This window comes from Streptomyces sp. NPDC087300, assembly GCF_044744425.1.
Taxonomy (GTDB): domain Bacteria; phylum Actinomycetota; class Actinomycetes; order Streptomycetales; family Streptomycetaceae; genus Streptomyces.
Window position 1 is genome coordinate 233,873 of record NZ_JBIUYI010000009.1, and the last position, 16,488, is coordinate 250,360.

The following is a 16,488-nucleotide window of genomic DNA, read 5'->3' on the forward strand; positions in this document are numbered from 1 at the left end:
TTACCTGCGGCGGGATTTTCTCAGCCGCGATCGCGGGCGTGCGCCCCCGCTCAGGTGCATCCATGAGGTCTCGGCAGGGCCGGGAGCGTACGTCCCGGTCCTGCCGAGCGGTACCGGTTCACGGACCGGCGGTCACGGCACCACGACGATCTTCCGGCCCGCCCCGGACGCGAACCGGTCGAGCGCCTGCGGGTAGGAGTCGAGCGGCAGCCGGTCGCTGATGAACACGTCCGGGTCGAGCACCCCGCCCGCGAACAGCTCGGCGGCCCGCTCGTAGCTGTGCAGCACCGCCATCGAGCCGGTGATGGTGATCTCCTGGTTGTAGATGCGGTACGGGTCGATGCTGACCCGCGTCGCGTAGTCCGAGACGCCGAACTGGAGGAACGTGCCCGCCTTGGCGACCCGGCCGAGGCCGTCCTGGATCGCCGCCGCGTTGCCCGTCGCGTCGATCACCACGTCCCAGCCCTCGGGCCTGTCGAGCTCGTCGGCGCCGGCTCCCGACGCGGAGACGCCGAGGAGCTTCGCCGTCGCGAGCCGCTCCGGGTTGAGGTCGACCACGTCGACGCTGGCGGCGCCGGTCCGCTTGGCCAGTTCCAGCATCATCAGGCCCATCGTGCCCGAGCCGTAGATCAGGACGTGCGCGCCGAGCCTGGCCCGGAGGACGTCGTAGCCGCGCACCGCGCAGGAGAGCGGCTCGATGAGGGCCGCGTCCTGGGTGCGTACGTGATCGGGCAGCTTGACGCAGTTGGCGACGGGCGCCAGGGCGTACTGGGCGGCGCCGCCCGCGGTGGTCACGCCGATCGCGGCCCACCGCTCGCAGAGGTTGCCGCGGCCCACCCGGCAGTACCGGCACTCGTGACAGTGCAGGGACGGGTCCACCGCGACGCGGTCGCCGACCGCGAGTTCGCGCACGTCACGGCCGAGGGCGGCGACGGTGCCCGCGAACTCGTGTCCCGGCACCACGGGCAGGGTCGGGGCGAACTCGCCCTGGCGGATGTGCAGATCGGTGCCGCACAGACCGCACGCGGCGACCTCCACGACGACGTCGCGGGGGCCCGGTGTGGGGTCGGGCACCTCGCCGACGACGACTTTGCCCACCGACTCGACGATCGCGGCCTTCATTTCACAGCTCCCAACGACAGGCCCTGGACCAGCTTGTCCTGGGCGGCGAACCCCGCGGCGAGCACCGGCAGGGAGATCACGAGCGACGCGGCGCACACCTTCGCCAGGAACAGGCCCTGGCTGGTGATGAAGCCGGTCAGGAAGACGGGTGCGGTCTGGGCGACGACGCCCGTGAGCACCCGGGCGAAGAGCAGTTCGTTCCAGCTGAAGATGAAGCAGATCAGCGAGGTCGCGGCGATGCCGGGCAGGGCGATGGGGGCCACCACGCGCGTGAGGACGGTGGGCAGCCTGGCCCCGTCGATCTGCGCGGCCTCGATGATCGCCTTGGGCACCTCGGAGAGGAACGACTGCATCATCCACACCGCGATCGGCAGGTTCATCGAGGTGTAGAGGATGACGAGCAGCCAGATGTTGTCGAGCATGTCCGTGTTCTTGGCGAACAGGTAGATCGGCAGCAGGCCCGCCACGACCGGCAGCATCTTGGTCGAGAGGAAGAAGAAGAGGACGTCCGTCCACTTCTTCACCGGCCTGATGGACAGGGCGTACGCGGCGGGCAGCGCGAGCACGAGCACGAACAGGGTCGAGACGACCGACGCCACCGCCGAGTTGATCAGCGAGGGCCAGGGGCTCGCGCCGCCGCCCGCGCCGAAGAAGTCGCGGTAGCCGTCCAGAGTGAGCGAGGCGGCGAGCGAGGGCGGATTGGTGGCGGCGTCCTGCTCCGAGTGGAAGGACGTGAGCGCCATCCACGCGACGGGCAGGAAGAACAGGATCCCGGCGAGCCAGGCGACCAGTCCAAGTGCCCGCCCCTTCACGGGAGAGCGCGGGGACGTCTTCGAGGGAGCCTTCGCGGGGGCCGTCGAGGGGGACGTGGGATTCACCGGGACACCTCCTCACGGAAGAGGGACGAGACGACCCGCAGGGCGAAGGTCGCGATGATGATCGAGCCGATGACGACGAGCACGCCCGCCGCGGAGGCCAGGCCGTTCTCGTGCGCCTGGTAGAAGCTCTGGTAGACGGTGTAGGGCAGGTTGGCGGTGCCGAGGCCGCCCGAGGTGATCGTGAAGACGGCGTCGAAGTTCTGCACGATGTAGATCGAGCCGAGCAGGGCGCCCAGTTCGAGGTAGCGGCGCAGATGCGGCAGCGTCAGATGCCGGAAGACCTGCCAGTTGTTCGCGCCGTCCATGCGCGCGGCCTCGACGAGTTCGGTGTCGCGGCTCTGCAGCCCCGCGAGCAGGATCAGCATCATGAAGGGCGTCCACTGCCACACCAGGGACGCCTCGATGGCGAGCAGCGGGGTGTTGGAGATCCAGTCGGGCTGGGCTGCGCCGTCGCCGCCGATCCAGTGCAACAGGCCGTTGAAGAGCCCGTACTCGGGGTTGTAGAGGACGTGCTTCCACAGCAGCGCGGCGGCCACGGGCACGAGCAGGAACGGCGCGATGAGCAGGGTCCGCACGAACCCGCGCCCCCGGAACTTGCGGTCCAGGAGCAGGGCGAGCGCGAGCCCGAGCACCAGGGTCGCGATGACCACGGAGGCGGTCAGGAGGATCGTCGTCAGGACGGACTTGCGCAGGTCCGCGTCGGTGAGGACCTCGGTGTAGTTGGCGAACCCGGTGAAGCTGCGGGCGTCGGGATAGAGGGCGTTCCAGTCGAAGAAGGAGATCACCAGGGTCGCCACGAACGGCAGTTGGGTGACGGCGACCATGAAGATCAGGGCGGGCAGGAGCGGCGCCCTGGTGGCCCAGGCGCGCAGCCGTCCCGGTGGCCCCTGCTTGCGGCCGGTGGGCACGCGCGCGTGCCCGACGGAGGTGGTGCTCGCGGTGGCGGTCATCGTCCCTCGTACTCCTCGGAGATCTTCTCGGCGAGCTCCTGTGACTTCTCCAGGGCCGATGCGACGGACTGGCGTCCCGCGATGGCCGCGCTGATCTCCTGGGAGACCTTGGTGCCGAGGTCGGTGAACTCGGGGATACCGACGAACTGGATGCCGGGCGCGGGCCGCGGCTGAAGTCCCGGGTCACGGGGGCGCGCGCCCTCGATGGCGGCGCGGGTGACGTCCTGGAAGGCGGCGGCTTCCTTGCGGTAGGCGGGGTTCGCGTACGTCGAAGCGCGCTTGCCCGCCGGCACGTTCGACCAGCCGATCTTCTCGCCGACCAGTTCCTCGTACTCCTTGCCGGACGCCCAGGAGATGAACTTCCAGGCCTTGTCGGGGTTCCTCGACGCCTTCTGCATGCCCCACGCCCAGGTGTAGAGCCACCCGGAGTTCGCGGTCCGCTCCACCGGCGCGGGGACGTAGCCGATCTTGCCCTTGACCGGGGACTTGGCGGCTTCGAGCGATCCGGCGGCGGCCGTCGCGTCGTACCACATGGCGGTCTTGCCCTGGGTGAGGTTGTTGAGGCACTCGGCGTAGCCGGACTGGGCCGCGCCGGACTCGCCGTGCTCGCGCACGAGGTCCACGTAGAAGCGGGTCGCCTTCTCGAACTCGGGGGAGTCGAGGCGGGCCTTCCAGCCCTTGTCGAACCAGGTGCCTCCGAAGGTGTTCACCACGGTCGTCAGCGGCGCCATCACCTCGCCCCAGCCGGGCAGTCCGCGCAGACAGATGCCCTTCATCCCCGGCCGCGCGCCGTCCACCTGGGCGGCGAGTCTCGCCACCTGCCGCCAGGTGGGCTTCTCCGGCATGGTCAGGCCGGCCTTCTCGAAGACGTCCTTGCGGTACATCAGGAAGGACGACTCTCCGTAGAAGGGCTGTCCGTAGAGCTTGCCGTCGTCGCCCGTCAGGGACTGGCGCATCGGCGGCAGGATGTCCTTCTCGTCGTAGCCCTTGTCCTTGCGGGCGTACGGACCGACCTCGTGCAGCCAGCCGTTCCTGGCGTAGATCGGTATCTCGTAGTTGCTGAGCGTCGCCACGTCGTACTGCCCCGCCTGGTTGGCGAAGTCCTGGCTGATCTTGTCGCGGACGTCGTTCTCGGGCAGGACGGTGAAGTTCACCTTGATGCCCGTCTCCTTGGTGAAGTGGGCGGCGGTGAGCTTCTGCAACTCCACCATCTGCGGGTTGTTGACCATCAGGACGTTGACGGAGTCGCCGCCCGAACCGGTCCCGCCGGCGCCGGTCCAGCAGCCGGCGAGGAGCGGGGCGAGCAACGTCCCTGCGGCGGCCGCGGTGAGCGCGCGCGGCCTGGGTCGGCTCCGGGTTCGCATGAATCGCTCCTGGACGTAGGGGGAATGGGGGGAAAGGGGGAATGGGGCATGGGGAATAGGGAATGGGGAGAAAGCGGGATCAATGGGGTGGATGAGGGTGTGCGGGAGCCCGCGTCGGCACGCGTGGCAGGGGGGAGGCTTCAGGCGCGGACGACCTGCGGCCCGAGCAGGGAGTAGCGATGGGCTTCGGAGGCGGGCAGTCGGGCGCCCGTGACGATCGCCTCCAGGTCGCCGATCCCGGCGAAGCGGCAGAAGCTGCTCGCCCCGAACTTGGTGTGCACACCCAGGAAGACGGTGCGCCGCGATGCCCGCATGGCTTGTGCCTTCACCTCGCTGACCGCGGGATCGGGCGTGGTCAGGCCGTGCTCGCGGGAGATGCCGTTGGCGCCGATGTACGCCAGGTCGATGACGAACCCGGCGAGCATCCGGGTCGTCCAGTGGTCGACGGTGGCCAGCGTGCCGGGGCGCACCCGGCCGCCGAGCAGCAGCACCGTGACGTTCTCGGCCTCGGCGAGCGCGCCCGCGGTGGCGAGCGAGGCGGTGACCACGGTCAGCGCGCGGCCCGCCGCGGCCGCGGGCAGCGCCTCGGCGACCAGCTGCGGGGTGAACCCCTCGTCGATGAAGACCGTCTCGGCCTCGCCGAGCAGTTCGGCGGCGGCGGTCGCGATGCGCCGCTTCTCCGGGACGTGCATGGTCGTGCGGAAGGCGAGGGTGGTCTCGAAGCCCGCGCTCTCCACGGGGTAGGCGCCGCCGTGGGTGCGGCGGACCAGGCCGTGGTCCTCCAGGGCCCGCAGATCGCGGCGGACGGTCTCCTTGGCGACACCGAGCTGGGTGGCGAGCACGGTCACGTCGACGGAGCCGGAGTGGCGCGCCGCGCTGACGATCCGCCGCTGACGCTCTTCCGCGGTCATCGGTGCTGCCACCTCTTCCCCTGGGTCGTGCGCTGCCCGTTCGGGCCCTGTGGGGAAGTTCTACAGCGCGGGCACCGGGGGTGAACAGGTTCGCAGGGCGCACGATGCTGCCCGCATGTGCCCGTTTGGCGGGGCGACGGCCTGTGGCGCGGTCGGCGGGCGTGCCCGTTTCCGGGGTGGCGGGCGCCCGTTTGCCGCCCGTTGGGCCGGGCGGACCCGGGTCAGGGGCGCTCGAAGGCGACCTCGGGGCCGGCCGGGGAGGGCCCGTCGAGCAGCGGCCGGTGGATGCCGCGCAGCTCCTGGTCGAAGAAGGCCCCCGCGTAGGCGCGGGTGAGTTCCTGGGAGCGCTCGCCGGAGAGCGGCGCGTCGGGCAGGGCCGCGCCGAGCTGGTCGAGCAGGACGGGGGCGTCGGTGAAGGTGAAGTGGCCGGAGCCCTTGACCGTCAGCCACCGCTTCCAGCCGTCCAGGCCGCGCCAGGTGCGGTCCCAGCTCTCGTCCCTGCCGCCCGCGCTGTGCTCGTCGCGGGTGCCCAGCATCAGGAACGGCCGCCCGTCGAGTCCGGCGGTGGGCGTGTGGAAGGTGCCGTCCATGTTCAGGCCGGCCCGCACCCGGCGGTCGCCGGTCATGGCGGCGAGCGCGGCGGCCCCGCCCACCGAGTGGCCGCCCGCCCCGATCCGGCCGGGGTCGACGAGGTGCGCGTACCGCCAGGTCGCGCCGGGGCCCGTGAGGCGGTCGATGACGTACGAGAGGTCCTTGGCGCGCCCCGTGGTGACCCGCTTGAGCACCCCGGGCTCGGTGAGGGTCCGGCAGGCCGCGCAGGTCAGGGTCCGGCCGCCGGGGAACGCGGCGCCCGCGGCCTCGTAGGCGTGGTCGACGGTGGCGACGACGTAGCCGCGGCTGGCGAGGTCCTCGGCGAGATGGGTCAGCGTGGCGCGGGGCGTGGTGAAGCCGGGCGAGAGCAGGACCAGCGGGTACCGCCCCTCGAGGGGGCGCGCGTCGGTGCGCGCGAAGGTGCGTGCGCCGCTGTAGGCGCCGGCGGACACCTTCCCGTCCATGTGCCCCGACTTCAGGAGGAGTTGGGCCTCCTTCTCGGTCATGTAGCGGGTAGGGCGCCCCGATCCGGGCAGCGCGGGGTAGTACGCCGAGACCATCAGCTCCCGGGCGCCCGCCGAGGGCACCCAGGGGTCGCGGCGGCTCTTGTCGACGAGGTGCAGGGTGTCGCGGCCCACCGCGAAGGGTCCGGTGGGCCGGGGCAGTTCGGCCTGTGCCGTGGCCGGGGCGCGCGTCGCCCCGCCGCCCGAGGCGCCGGGCAACTGCGCGGCGAGGGAGGTCGCGCCGCCGGTCAGCGGAAGGGCCAGGCTCAGGGCGAGCAGCGGAACGAGGGTGCGGCCGCGGAGGGTCTTCCGGATTTCGCTCATGCAAATAAATGCTAGGGGCGGGGGTGCGGGTGACGCGTCGCCCCTGAGCAGGAACCGGAATGGGTCCTTCGTCAAGAAGACAGGCACGTCAGAGAACGAACGTCAGGGTGTGGAAGCGCCGAACGTCGATCGAACAACGGGCCCAAGGTCGGTGCCTGGACCTTACGGTCGTTGCCCAGTTCGCAAACCGCGTGCCCGTACGGGCGTCGGTCCGCGGCAGGACGTGACGGGGTGGGCTGGTCAGTAGGGCCACACCGGCGGGTTCGTGCAGAAGTGGCCGCCCAGGTGTGCGTGGTCCGGATTGGCGGGGTCGAGCTCGCCCTGCTCGGCGATCAGCTTCTCCGCGTACTGCTCGGAGTCGTCCTGCGGCGCGTAGCCGAGGGCGCGGGCCGACGAGAGGTCCCACCACAGCCGGGTGTTGGCGGAGGAGCCGTGGACGACGGTGTGCCGCACGTCCTCGGCGGTGAGCGCCGCGTGGAAGAGCCGCGCCCCGTCGCCGGGACTCATCCACACCGACAGCATCCGGACGTTCGTCGGCTCCAGGAAGCAGGAGCCGATGCGGACGGAGACGGTCTCGATGCCGTGCTTGTCCCAGTAGAGCTGGGCGAGGTCCTCGCCGAAGGACTTCGAGAGGCCGTAGAAGGTGTCGGGGCGGCGCGGGGTGTCGACCGGGATCAGCGGTGCGCCGTCGCCGGGGCGCGGGGTGAAGCCCACCGCGTGGTTGGAGGAGGCGAAGACGACGCGCCGCACGCCCTCCTCGCGGGCCGCCTCGTAGAGGTTGTACAGCCCCTCGATGTTCGCCTTCAGGATCTTGTCGAAGGTGGACTCCAGGGAGATGCCCGCGAGATGGAGCACGGCGTCGACCCCGCGCACGGCCTCGCGCAGCGCGTCCCGGTCGGCGAGGTCGGCGGTGACGGCGTCCGGCTCGCCGGGCAGGGGACGCACGTCGAGCAGGCGCAGCGTGTAGCCGTAGGCCGGCAGGAGCCCGCGCATCAGGGTGCCGAGGCCGCCTGCGGCGCCGGTGAGCAGGATGGTGCGGGGAGCGGGCATGCGGGTCTCCTCGTGCGCGGCCGCGCGGGGCCGCGTGCTCTCGTGCGGCCGGGCAGGGCCACGTACTCATACTCATCCGCGTACAGGATTCACATCCTTGGACACGCTAGGGATCTCGGACGCGCCTCGTCAAGGGTCCCGACGGGGTGGCCCGCGAGCATGCGCGGAGGGGGAAAATCCGCTCCTGTGCGGGGAGTTCGCGCGCTTGACCGGCGTCTGGGGGGCGGCTTAGCGTGAGTGTGTTCAGGGATATGGACATGAATCAGAAACGTGCACGCCTAGGGAGAGCCCGTGACGTCAGCCCCTCTCGCCACTCGACTTCGCGTCCCCAGCGGGCCGTTGTTCTTCCCGGTCACCGCGTTCGGACCCGACGGATCCGTCGACGTCGACGTCTTCCGCGCGCACGTCCGCGAGGGCGTCGCGGCCGGTGCGGCCGCCGTGTTCGCCTGCTGCGGCACGGGCGAGTTCCACGCCCTGACGCCCGAGGAGTTCCAGGAGTGCGTCGCCGCCGCGGTCGCGGAGGCGGCGGGCCGCGTGCCGGTCGTCGCGGGCGCCGGGTACGGCACCGCGCTCGCCGTGCGGTACGCGCGCCTGGCCGAGGAGGCGGGCGCCGACGGGCTGCTCGCGATGCCGCCCTACCTCGTCGTCGCCGGACAGGAGGGCCTGCTGCGGCACTACACCGAACTCGCCGCCGCCACCTCCCTCGACGTCATCGTCTACCAGCGCGACAACGCCGTGTTCACCCCGGAGACCGTCGTCGGACTCGCCCGCGCCGAGGGCGTCATCGGCTTCAAGGACGGCCTCGGCGACATGGACCTGATGCAGCGCACCGTCTCCGCCGTGCGCGCCCAGGTGCCGGACGACTTCCTCTACTTCAACGGCCTGCCCACCGCCGAACTGACCGGGCTCGCCTACCGGGGCATCGGCGTCACCCTGTACTCCTCGGCCGTCTTCTGCTTCGCGCCCGACATCGCGCTCGCCTTCCACCGCGCGTTCAACGCCGGTACGCCGGACGGCGACGCGACCGTGAACCGCCTCATCGACGGCTTCTACCGGCCCTTCGTCGAGCTGCGCGCCGAGGGCCGCGGCTACGCCGTCTCGCTCGTCAAGGCGGGGGTGCGGCTCGGCGGCCTCGACGTCGGGCCCGTCCGCGCGCCGCTGCACGAGCCCGCCGACGACCACGTCAAGCGCCTGGCCGAACTCGTCGAGCAGGGGCGGGCGTTGCTGCGGGAGGGCGTGTGAGGGCCGCCGCGTTCCTCTACCCCTGGGACGTCGTCGGCGACCCCGGAGCCGCCGAGCGCCTGGCGGGGCTCGGCATCCGGCAGGTCACCCTCGCCGCCGCCTACCACTCCACCCGCGCGCTGACCCCGCGCCATCCGCGCCACCGCGTCGTCACGGCCGCGCACGCCGCCGTGCTGTACCCGCCGGGGGAGCGGTGGCGGGGGCGCGAGCTGCGGCCGTACGAGGCGGGGGACTGGGCGTCCGGCGACGCCTACGGAGAGGCGGCGCGGGCCCTCCAGGACGCCGGGATCGAGGTGCACAGCTGGGTCGTCCTCGCCCACAACTCCCGCCTGGGCGCCGACCATCCGGCCACCTCCGTGGTCAACGCCTACGGAGACCGCTATCCCTGGGCGCCCTGCATCGCGGCCCCCGCCACGCGCGCGTACCTCGTCGACCTCGCCGCCGAGGCCGCGGTGCGCCCCGGAGCGCGCGGCACGGAACTGGAGTCCTGCGGCTGGTACGGCCTCGCGCACCTGCACGCCCACGACAAGATCGCGGGCGTCCCCCTGGGCGATGCCGGGCAGTACCTGATGTCGCTGTGCTTCTGCTCCTCCTGCCGCGACGGGTACGCCGGGCAGGGTCTGGATCCCGACGCGCTGGTGTCGACCGTCCGCGAGGGCCTGGAGCCCGTGTGGCGCGGCGCGGTGGACGACGCGGGCTGGCCGCCCGTCGAGAAGCTCATCGGCGCCAGGGAGGCGGCGGCCACGCGCGCGTGGCGCGAGGAAGCCGCCCGTACGCTCCAGGAGGCCGCGATCGGCGCCGTCCGCGCGGCGGCCCCGGCGGGCTTCCAGGTGCTCCTGCACGCGGACCCGCTGTCCTACCGCTGCGGCGCGAACGCGGGTGTCGACCCCGGGCACGTCCTCTCCGTGGCCGACGGCGTGGTGGTGCCCTGCACGGGCGGCGCGCGGGCGCTGCGGCCCTTCGCGGCACACGCGCGGGACGGGTCGGTCCTCGCCGCCAACCTCACCGTGGTGAGCGGCATGGGCGGCAGCCCCGCGACGCTGGCCGCCGACGCGGCGGCGGCAGCCGGCCTCGGCGCCACCGAACTGCGGCTCTACCACGCGGGACTTGCCTCGGACACCGACCTCGCCCAGGTCGGAAAGGCCCTGTCACGCGCGCGGTGATCGCCGATACCATCCGCGCACCACGACCATCGCTCCAGTAGCAGGAGACAGAGGGAGACAAGGTGCGCAACAAGGGGATATCCGCGCTGGCCTGTGCCGGACTGCTGGTGGGCGCGGCGGTGCTCGGCGGCGCGGGGCCCGCCGCCGCGCGGACCGGCGCGGCGGCCGGGACCGGCGGCTCGGCGGCCGACATCCGCGAACGGCTGGAGAAGATACCCGGCATGACGGTCGTCTCCGTCGCCGAGAGGGAGGGCTTCCCCCTCTACACGCTCACGTACGCCCAGCCGGTCGACCACCGCAAGCCCGGCGGCGCCACCTTCACGCAGCGCGCCACGCTCTGGCACAAGGACACCGGCAAGCCGACCGTCCTCTACACCGGCGGCTACACCCTCGCGAGCAACACCACGGCGCTCACCAAGCTGATCGACGCCAACCAGGTCAGCGTCGAACACCGCTACTTCGACAAGTCCCGCCCCTCGGGGGCCGCGGGCGAGGACTGGTCGAAGATGACCGTCCAGCAGGAGGCGGCCGACGAGCACCGCCTCACCCAGGCCCTGCGCGGCATCGAGAAGGGCAAGTGGCTCGGCACCGGCGCGAGCAAGGGCGGCATGACCGCGACCTACCACGAGCGCTTCTACCCCGGCGACCTCGACGCCGTCGTCGCGTTCGTCGCGCCCAACGACGCGAACAACCGCGACGACAGCGGCTACGAGCGCTTCTTCAAGACGGTCGGCACCAAGGAGTGCCGGGCCGCGCTCAACGCCGTACAGCGCGAGATGCTCGTACGCCGCTCGGCCCTGCTGCCCAAGTTCGAGGCGGACGCCAAGGCCAACGGCGACACGTTCGAGGAGACCCTGGGCACGACCGACCGCGCCTACGAGTTCGCGGTGCTCGACCAGGTCTGGAACTTCTGGCAGTCCGGCACCGCCGCCGACTGCCCGACCGTGCCCGACGCGAAGAAGGCCACCGACGACGAGCTCTACGACTGGTCGAAGAAGCACGGCTTCAGCGTCTACCAGGACGAGACCCTCGGCACCAACGGCACGGGCCCCTACTACCGCCAGGCCGCCACCCAACTCGGCTGGGCCGACCTCAAGTTCAAGCACCTCAAGGACGTCCGCCACCACCCGGACATCTACCAGCCCAACTCGGTGCTGCCCGCGGCCATGCGCGGCACGTACGAGAACAAGACCATCGCCGACGTCGACCGCTGGGTGAAGACCAAGGGCAAGCGGATGATGTTCGTCTACGGCGAGAACGACCCGTGGAGCGCGGAGAAGTTCACCCCGAGCCACCGCGACTCGCACCGCTACGTGGTGCCGGGCGCCAACCACGGGGCGTCGATCGCCAAGCTGCCCGAGCCGCAGCAGACGGAGGCCGTGGCGACGATCAAGCGCTGGGCGGGCGTGAAGTAGCCGTCTGACGGGGCTCCTCGGAGTCCCGGTGCGGACGGGAGGTCAGCAGGGGCGCGGCGATCAGCAGCCGCGCCCCCGCGAGCACCGGGAGCAGGATCGCGACGTCTACGCTCTCCACGAGCGTCGTGCCCGCCGCGATGCCGATCGCGGTGGGCGTGAACATCAGGGTGTTGGCGGTCGCCGCCACCCGCCCGAGCAGCGCGTCGGGCGTCTCGCGCTGCACCGCCGTGAGGCCCGCGATCAGTACGCAGGGCAGCCCGATGCCGTTGGTGAGGCTCCCCGCGAGGGCTGTGGCGTCGTGCGGCACGGCGGTCAGCAGCGCGGAGACGCCGGTCAGCGCGATGCCCGCGCCGCCGAACCGGCGCGCTCCGAACCGCCGGAGCAGCGCCCCCGACGCCACGCCCACCGCGACGGACCCCACGCCCTGCACGACATAGAGCACGCCCGTGTACGTCGGGGAGTGGCCGATCCTGTCGACGACCGCGAAGATCGTCGCTCCGGTGATCCCTGAGGTCAGCATGGTCAGGCCGCCCGCCGTCACGAGGGGCCGCAGCCGCTGGTGCCCCCACAGGTACCTGGCCCCCTCCGCGGTCCGTGCCCGCAGCGAGGCGCGCTCGCGCACCGGGACGGACTCGCGCACCCGTAGCAGCGCGAACATCCCGGCGGCGAGCACGAACGTGACGGCGTCGAGGAGTGCCACAGGGGCGCCTCCGTAGGCGGCGAACAGGCCCGCGCCCGCGAGTGGCGCGATGAGTTTCATGCCCTCGTTCGCGGACATCCGCAGGCCGTTGAAGTCGCCGAGGAGTTCCTTGTCGACGGCCGTCGCGACCAGGGCGGCCTCCGCCGCGTCGGTGACCACGCCGCACGCCCCGTACACGAGGAGCACCGCGAACAGGATCCAGAGCCGTCCCGCGTCGTCGTCGACGGCGGGCAGGGCCAGCAGGAGCACGGCGAGCGTGAGGTTGGCGGCCACGAGCAGCGGCCGGCGGCGGGTGCGGTCGGCGAGGGTGCCGAGCAGCGGTCCGATGAGGGTGGGCGCCCACAGCGCGAACTGGCAGAGCGCGGCGAGCCCGTTCGACCCGGTCAGCTCCTTCACCCAGATCCCCGATGCCAGCCACAGCGCGGAGGTCCCGAAGCCGGAGACCACCACCGCGCCGAGGTAGAGCCCCGCATTGCGGTCCCGCAGGACGCGCACGGTCGTCGATGTCATGCCAGTCGATGCTGGTTCCTAAGGCCCCCGCGGCGGAATCGGGCGGATGACCTACCGGTCACCGATGAGTTCGGGACGCGGGCCGGGTCTACAAGAGGAGACCTGCCGCAAACGCGGGCGCCACCGACTCAGAAGGACTCGCCATGACCGACACGCTCGACCTGGGGCCGCAGGCCCGCCTCGTGGCACGCATCGCCGACCGCGTCACGGACGAGCAGCTCGCGGGGCCCACCCCCTGCCCCGACTACGTGGTGCGCCACCTCCTCGGCCATCTCCTGCACCTCTCCCGCGCGTTCGCCCAGGCCGCCCGCAAGGACCTCGGCCCCGACCTGGACCGGAGTCCGGGCGGTTCCGTGCCGGAGCTCGAATCGGGCTGGCGCGCCGAGCTGCCCAAGGCCCTGGACGCGCTCGCCGACGCCTGGCGCGACCCGGCGGCCTGGCAGGGCATGACCCGCGCGGGCGGCATCGACCTGCCGGGCGAGGTCGCGGGACTCGTCGCCGTCGACGAACTCGTCGTGCACGGCTGGGACCTGGCCCGCGCCACCGGCCAGGAGTACGCGCCCGACGAGGCGAGCCTGACGGCCGCCGAGACGCTGCTCACGCCCGCCGATGAAGCGGACGCGGACGGCGGCGGTCTCTTCGGCACGCCGGTCCCGGTGCCGGACGGCGCCCCGCTCCTGGACCGGGTGATCGGCCTGAGCGGCCGCGATCCCCGGTGGACGCCGACGAGTTGAGCACACCCCGCGGGGAACTCCGGAATGGAGATCCGGTATCGATCGATTAAAGGCTCTCCCAAAGGGGCTCCCCACACCCGGGTCAATGCGCGTAGACAGTCGGTGACCTGCCCGATCCACGAGCCGACCCGGAGATCGCATCCATGCGGAAGTCCCTGCGCGTGGCCGCCCTGGCCACCACCTGTACCGTCGCGGGCGCCGTCCTGTACGGCACCGTCGCCACCGCCGACCAGGACCGGCCCCGCGCCACCAAGGAGCCCCACAACATCGGCCTGCTCGTCGGCGAGATCGACGAGTACTACGGCGCGACCAAGGGCGCCGACGGCGTCTGGAAGTCCTCGCCCGACAGCCCGTACGCCAAGGACCTGGCCCGCATCCAGGCCAAGGCGAAGAAGGACATCAGGAAGGCCGCGCACAAGGCCCGCCACGGCCACGGCAGGAAGCCGGCCGTCGTCCTGGACGTCGACGACACCGCGCTGCTCAGCTTCGACTACGAGAAGTCGACCAACTACACGTACAACAACGACAGTTGGGACGCGTACGTCAAGGCGGCCAAGCGCCCCGCCGTGTTCGGCATGCCCGAACTGGTGAAGTACGCCAAGAGCCAGGGCGTCGAGGTCTTCTTCCTCACCGGCCTCGCCGAGTCGCAGCGCGAGGGCGCCGTGACCAACCTGGCGAGGGCGGGCTACGACACGCGGCTCGACCCCACCCACGTCTTCACCAAGAACAAGCAGAACCCCCCGGCCTACCTGAGCCACTGCGCCACGCCCGAGGCGTGGAAGTGCGACACCGTCCAGTTCAAGGAGGGCACCCGCAAGCACATCGAGTCGACGGGCTACGACATCGTCGGCAGCTTCGGCGACCAGGTCTCCGACCTCGCGGGCGGCTACGCGGACAAGACGTACAAGCTGCCCAACCCGACGTATTTCGTGGGCTGAGCCGCCCGTCCCCCGGAGTCTGTGGCGCTAGATAGGTTGTATTCCTGACTAGGTCGCTCTACGGTCTAGGTAGCTCAGACGCTCAGGGCCGCGGGGGGGGGGGGCGGGGGGGGGGGCGGGGGCCCCCCCCCCCCCCGGGGGGCCCCCCCCCCCCCCCCCCCCCACACCCGCCCCCCCCCCCCCCCCCCCCCCCCCCCCCGGCCCCCAGGGAAGGGGGATTCCCATGACCATCTCGCCGGACTTCTCGGTCACCGCCACGGTCGCCACGGCCGCGCTCGCCGCCTATCTGCTCCTCGGTGAGCCCTGGCTCGGCCGCCGCGCGTACGGCTCGCTGGCCCGCCGCAGGGACACCGAACCCCGCGCCCTGGTCCGCTACTTCACCTTCGTGCTCACGCTGTGGTGGGCTCTCGCCGCCGTCGCGGGCGCGGCCCTGCTGCTCTCGCCCGGCACCGACGCCGCCGACCTCGGCCTCACCGTCCCCGAGCGCCCGGTCTACGCCGTCGCCATCGTCCTGATCATCGGCGCGGCCGCGGTGGCCTCCGGGCGGAACTTCCGCGACCTCGCCGCGCAGGGCAAGAACGTGCCGGGGATGGCCGCGATCGAGGCGATGCTGCCGCGCACCACCGTGGAGCGCAGGCTCGCGACCGCCGTCGCCGTGACCGACGGCATCTGCGCTGAACTGGTCTACCGCGGCCTCCTGATCGCCTTCGGCGTCGGCGCGCTCGGCCTCGACCTCTATGCGGCGGCGGCCCTCTCAGTCCTCGTCTACGCGGCCGCCGGCTCCTACCAGGGCCGCCGGGGCGTCCTCATCTTCGGCGTCTTCGGCGCGGTGCTCACCGGCCTCTACTTCGCGACGGGCAGCCTGCTCGTCCCCGTCGCCGTGCATGTGATCCTCTCGCTGCGCGACCTGATGCTCCCCGCGCCGGACGTGCTGCGCACCGCGCCCGCCGCCTGACCCCGAAGGACAGTCGTCCCATGCTGAGAGGCAGACCGCAGTGACCGCCGACCGCCGCGCCAGCTGGTTCAAGGGCGTGCTCGACCTGCTCGTGCTCGCCGGCCTCACCGAAGGCGAGAGCTACGGCTACGAGATCGCCAAGCTCCTCGGCGCCGCGGGCTTCGGCCAGATCAAGGGCGGCACGCTCTACCCCGTCCTCAACCGCCTGGAGGAGGCGGGTTTGGTCGACGCCGAGTTCCGCGCGACCGAGAAGGGACCGGGGCGCCGCTACTACCGGCTCACCGACGCGGGCCGCGAGACCCTCGGCGAACAGGGCGGCCTGTGGCTCGCCTTCGACGCATCCGTACGTGACGTCCTCGCGAGGGCGGGAGTGGAACCACGATGAACACCCGTCACGAGCAGGACGGCTACCTGATCGACCTCGCCGAGCGGCTGCGGGCGCACGGCCTGCCCGCCGACCGCGTCGAGGCGACCGTCGCGGACCTGACCGCCCACCTGGAGGAGTCGGGGGCGGACGACGCCGAGGCCGAGTTCGGTCCGGCCGACGAGTTCGCCGCGCAACTGGTGCCCGCCACAGGGGAGCGGGCACCGGTCGCGCAGGGCGAGCGGGTGGAGACCTGGCGCTGGATGGCCGACATCTACGTCGACGAGGAGCTCCTGAACCGCTTCGGCGACGAGGGCTGGGAGGTCGAGCGGGTCGACGCGCTCGGCCGCTTCGTCAGCCACCGCGACCTGGCGGAGCCGCAGCGCTGGGAGTACCGGCGCGAGCTCGTCACCGGGGGCCGCGAGGGACTCGACGAGCGGCTCGCCCCCGACGGCTGGGAGGCGTGCGGCGCCTGGGTGGTCTACGCGTGGTTCAAGCGGCCCAGGGCGGCGAGCCTCGGCCCGGCCGCCGAGGTCGCGTCGCCGCCGCCGGTCCCGGGGCGGTCCCGCTTCTTCAGCCGGAAGTTCTACGTGCTGCTCGCCGTCCTCGCGGCCGCCGTGGCCGTGTCGGGGATCTCCGTGGCCGTCGGCGACGGCGAGGAGACCGGGGCGGGCTTCGTGGTGGGCCTGCTGTGCGGGGCGGGCGCGGTGGCCGCCGTCCTCTGGATCACCCAGACCTGGCTGGCCCGCTCGCGCAGACCCTAGCCCGCGCCCA

Annotated in this window: 16 protein-coding genes; 8 read left to right on the forward strand and 8 right to left on the reverse strand. The window is 72.2% G+C overall.

Annotation, left to right across the window (positions count from 1 at the left end; all coding sequences use genetic code 11):
• Window positions 1–132: 132 nt before the first annotated feature.
• From ACIO9J_RS34140 to ACIO9J_RS34170, 7 genes are all read right to left on the reverse strand, one after another.
• Window positions 133–1,122, reverse strand: coding sequence for a zinc-dependent alcohol dehydrogenase family protein (locus ACIO9J_RS34140; protein WP_402008102.1), 990 nt, complete (start codon window positions 1,120–1,122; stop codon window positions 133–135).
• Entirely contained in the window at window positions 1,119–1,934 is an 816-nt protein-coding gene (locus ACIO9J_RS34145; protein ID WP_402008353.1) for a carbohydrate ABC transporter permease, read from the reverse strand. Before ACIO9J_RS34145 ends, ACIO9J_RS34140 begins: the two co-directional genes overlap by 4 nt.
• A gap of 62 nt (window positions 1,935–1,996) precedes the next feature.
• Complete coding sequence (locus tag ACIO9J_RS34150; RefSeq protein ID WP_402008104.1) at window positions 1,997–2,950, reverse strand: carbohydrate ABC transporter permease; 954 nt, start codon at window positions 2,948–2,950, stop codon at window positions 1,997–1,999.
• Complete coding sequence (locus ACIO9J_RS34155; RefSeq protein ID WP_402008106.1) at window positions 2,947–4,314, reverse strand: ABC transporter substrate-binding protein; 1,368 nt, start codon at window positions 4,312–4,314, stop codon at window positions 2,947–2,949. Before ACIO9J_RS34155 ends, ACIO9J_RS34150 begins: the two co-directional genes overlap by 4 nt.
• A 140-nt stretch (window positions 4,315–4,454) precedes the next feature.
• The gene (locus tag ACIO9J_RS34160) at window positions 4,455–5,225 is read right to left on the reverse strand and encodes a DeoR/GlpR family DNA-binding transcription regulator (protein WP_402008108.1); all 771 of its coding nucleotides are present in this window, start codon (window positions 5,223–5,225) and stop codon (window positions 4,455–4,457) included.
• Between the two features lie 221 nt (window positions 5,226–5,446).
• The gene (locus ACIO9J_RS34165) at window positions 5,447–6,643 is read right to left on the reverse strand and encodes an alpha/beta hydrolase family protein (RefSeq protein WP_402008110.1); all 1,197 of its coding nucleotides are present in this window, start codon (window positions 6,641–6,643) and stop codon (window positions 5,447–5,449) included.
• 240 nt (window positions 6,644–6,883) lie between these two features.
• The gene (locus ACIO9J_RS34170) at window positions 6,884–7,693 is read right to left on the reverse strand and encodes an NAD-dependent epimerase/dehydratase family protein (protein ID WP_402008112.1); all 810 of its coding nucleotides are present in this window, start codon (window positions 7,691–7,693) and stop codon (window positions 6,884–6,886) included.
• 291 nt (window positions 7,694–7,984) lie between these two features.
• Between ACIO9J_RS34170 and ACIO9J_RS34175 the strand changes: the two genes are divergently transcribed.
• The 3 genes from ACIO9J_RS34175 (at window position 7,985) to ACIO9J_RS34185 (ending at window position 11,513) form a co-directional block, all read left to right on the forward strand.
• Window positions 7,985–8,935 carry a 5-dehydro-4-deoxyglucarate dehydratase gene (locus ACIO9J_RS34175; RefSeq protein ID WP_402008114.1) on the forward strand — a complete coding sequence of 317 codons (951 nt, stop codon included), beginning with the start codon at window positions 7,985–7,987 and terminating at the stop codon, window positions 8,933–8,935.
• The gene (locus tag ACIO9J_RS34180) at window positions 8,932–10,098 is read left to right on the forward strand and encodes a hypothetical protein (protein ID WP_402008116.1); all 1,167 of its coding nucleotides are present in this window, start codon (window positions 8,932–8,934) and stop codon (window positions 10,096–10,098) included. Before ACIO9J_RS34175 ends, ACIO9J_RS34180 begins: the two co-directional genes overlap by 4 nt.
• Window positions 10,099–10,160: 62 nt before the next feature.
• Window positions 10,161–11,513 (forward strand): S28 family serine protease, encoded by a 1,353-nt coding sequence (locus ACIO9J_RS34185; RefSeq protein WP_402008118.1) that lies wholly within the window; start codon window positions 10,161–10,163, stop codon window positions 11,511–11,513.
• Here ACIO9J_RS34185 and ACIO9J_RS34190 read toward each other — a convergent pair.
• On the reverse strand, window positions 11,488–12,723 hold the full coding sequence (locus ACIO9J_RS34190; RefSeq protein ID WP_402008120.1) for an MFS transporter: 1,236 nt from the start codon (window positions 12,721–12,723) through the stop codon (window positions 11,488–11,490). The two genes, ACIO9J_RS34185 and ACIO9J_RS34190, sit on opposite strands and share 26 nt — an antisense overlap.
• A gap of 143 nt (window positions 12,724–12,866) precedes the next feature.
• Between ACIO9J_RS34190 and ACIO9J_RS34195 the strand changes: the two genes are divergently transcribed.
• The 5 genes from ACIO9J_RS34195 (at window position 12,867) to ACIO9J_RS34215 (ending at window position 16,478) form a co-directional block, all read left to right on the forward strand.
• The gene (locus tag ACIO9J_RS34195) at window positions 12,867–13,457 is read left to right on the forward strand and encodes a TIGR03086 family metal-binding protein (RefSeq protein WP_402008122.1); all 591 of its coding nucleotides are present in this window, start codon (window positions 12,867–12,869) and stop codon (window positions 13,455–13,457) included.
• A 143-nt stretch (window positions 13,458–13,600) separates the two neighbouring features.
• Entirely contained in the window at window positions 13,601–14,395 is a 795-nt protein-coding gene (locus ACIO9J_RS34200; protein ID WP_402008124.1) for an HAD family acid phosphatase, read from the forward strand.
• 223 nt (window positions 14,396–14,618) lie between these two features.
• Entirely contained in the window at window positions 14,619–15,350 is a 732-nt protein-coding gene (locus ACIO9J_RS34205; protein WP_402008126.1) for a CPBP family intramembrane glutamic endopeptidase, read from the forward strand.
• Window positions 15,351–15,390: 40 nt separating this feature from the next.
• Window positions 15,391–15,735, forward strand: coding sequence for a PadR family transcriptional regulator (locus tag ACIO9J_RS34210; RefSeq protein ID WP_402008128.1), 345 nt, complete (start codon window positions 15,391–15,393; stop codon window positions 15,733–15,735).
• Entirely contained in the window at window positions 15,732–16,478 is a 747-nt protein-coding gene (locus ACIO9J_RS34215; RefSeq protein ID WP_402008130.1) for a hypothetical protein, read from the forward strand. The genes ACIO9J_RS34210 and ACIO9J_RS34215 overlap by 4 nt, the downstream gene beginning before the upstream one ends.
• The last annotated feature ends 10 nt before the right edge of the window (window positions 16,479–16,488 follow it).

What these genes read in the sequence shown, in the direction of transcription:
- ACIO9J_RS34140 (WP_402008102.1), bottom strand. Translation starts at nt 1,122, where the DNA reads ATGAAGGCCGCGATCGTCGAGTCGGTGGGCAAAGTCGTCGTCGGCGAG.
- ACIO9J_RS34150 (WP_402008104.1), bottom strand. Translation starts at nt 2,950, where the DNA reads ATGACCGCCACCGCGAGCACCACCTCCGTCGGGCACGCGCGCGTGCCC.
- ACIO9J_RS34155 (WP_402008106.1), bottom strand. Translation starts at nt 4,314, where the DNA reads ATGCGAACCCGGAGCCGACCCAGGCCGCGCGCGCTCACCGCGGCCGCC.
- ACIO9J_RS34160 (WP_402008108.1), bottom strand. Translation starts at nt 5,225, where the DNA reads ATGACCGCGGAAGAGCGTCAGCGGCGGATCGTCAGCGCGGCGCGCCAC.
- ACIO9J_RS34165 (WP_402008110.1), bottom strand. Translation starts at nt 6,643, where the DNA reads ATGAGCGAAATCCGGAAGACCCTCCGCGGCCGCACCCTCGTTCCGCTG.
- ACIO9J_RS34170 (WP_402008112.1), bottom strand. Translation starts at nt 7,693, where the DNA reads ATGCCCGCTCCCCGCACCATCCTGCTCACCGGCGCCGCAGGCGGCCTC.
- ACIO9J_RS34190 (WP_402008120.1), bottom strand. Translation starts at nt 12,723, where the DNA reads ATGACATCGACGACCGTGCGCGTCCTGCGGGACCGCAATGCGGGGCTC.
- ACIO9J_RS34195 (WP_402008122.1), top strand. Translation starts at nt 12,867, where the DNA reads ATGACCGACACGCTCGACCTGGGGCCGCAGGCCCGCCTCGTGGCACGC.
- ACIO9J_RS34200 (WP_402008124.1), top strand. Translation starts at nt 13,601, where the DNA reads ATGCGGAAGTCCCTGCGCGTGGCCGCCCTGGCCACCACCTGTACCGTC.
- ACIO9J_RS34205 (WP_402008126.1), top strand. Translation starts at nt 14,619, where the DNA reads ATGACCATCTCGCCGGACTTCTCGGTCACCGCCACGGTCGCCACGGCC.
- ACIO9J_RS34215 (WP_402008130.1), top strand. Translation starts at nt 15,732, where the DNA reads ATGAACACCCGTCACGAGCAGGACGGCTACCTGATCGACCTCGCCGAG.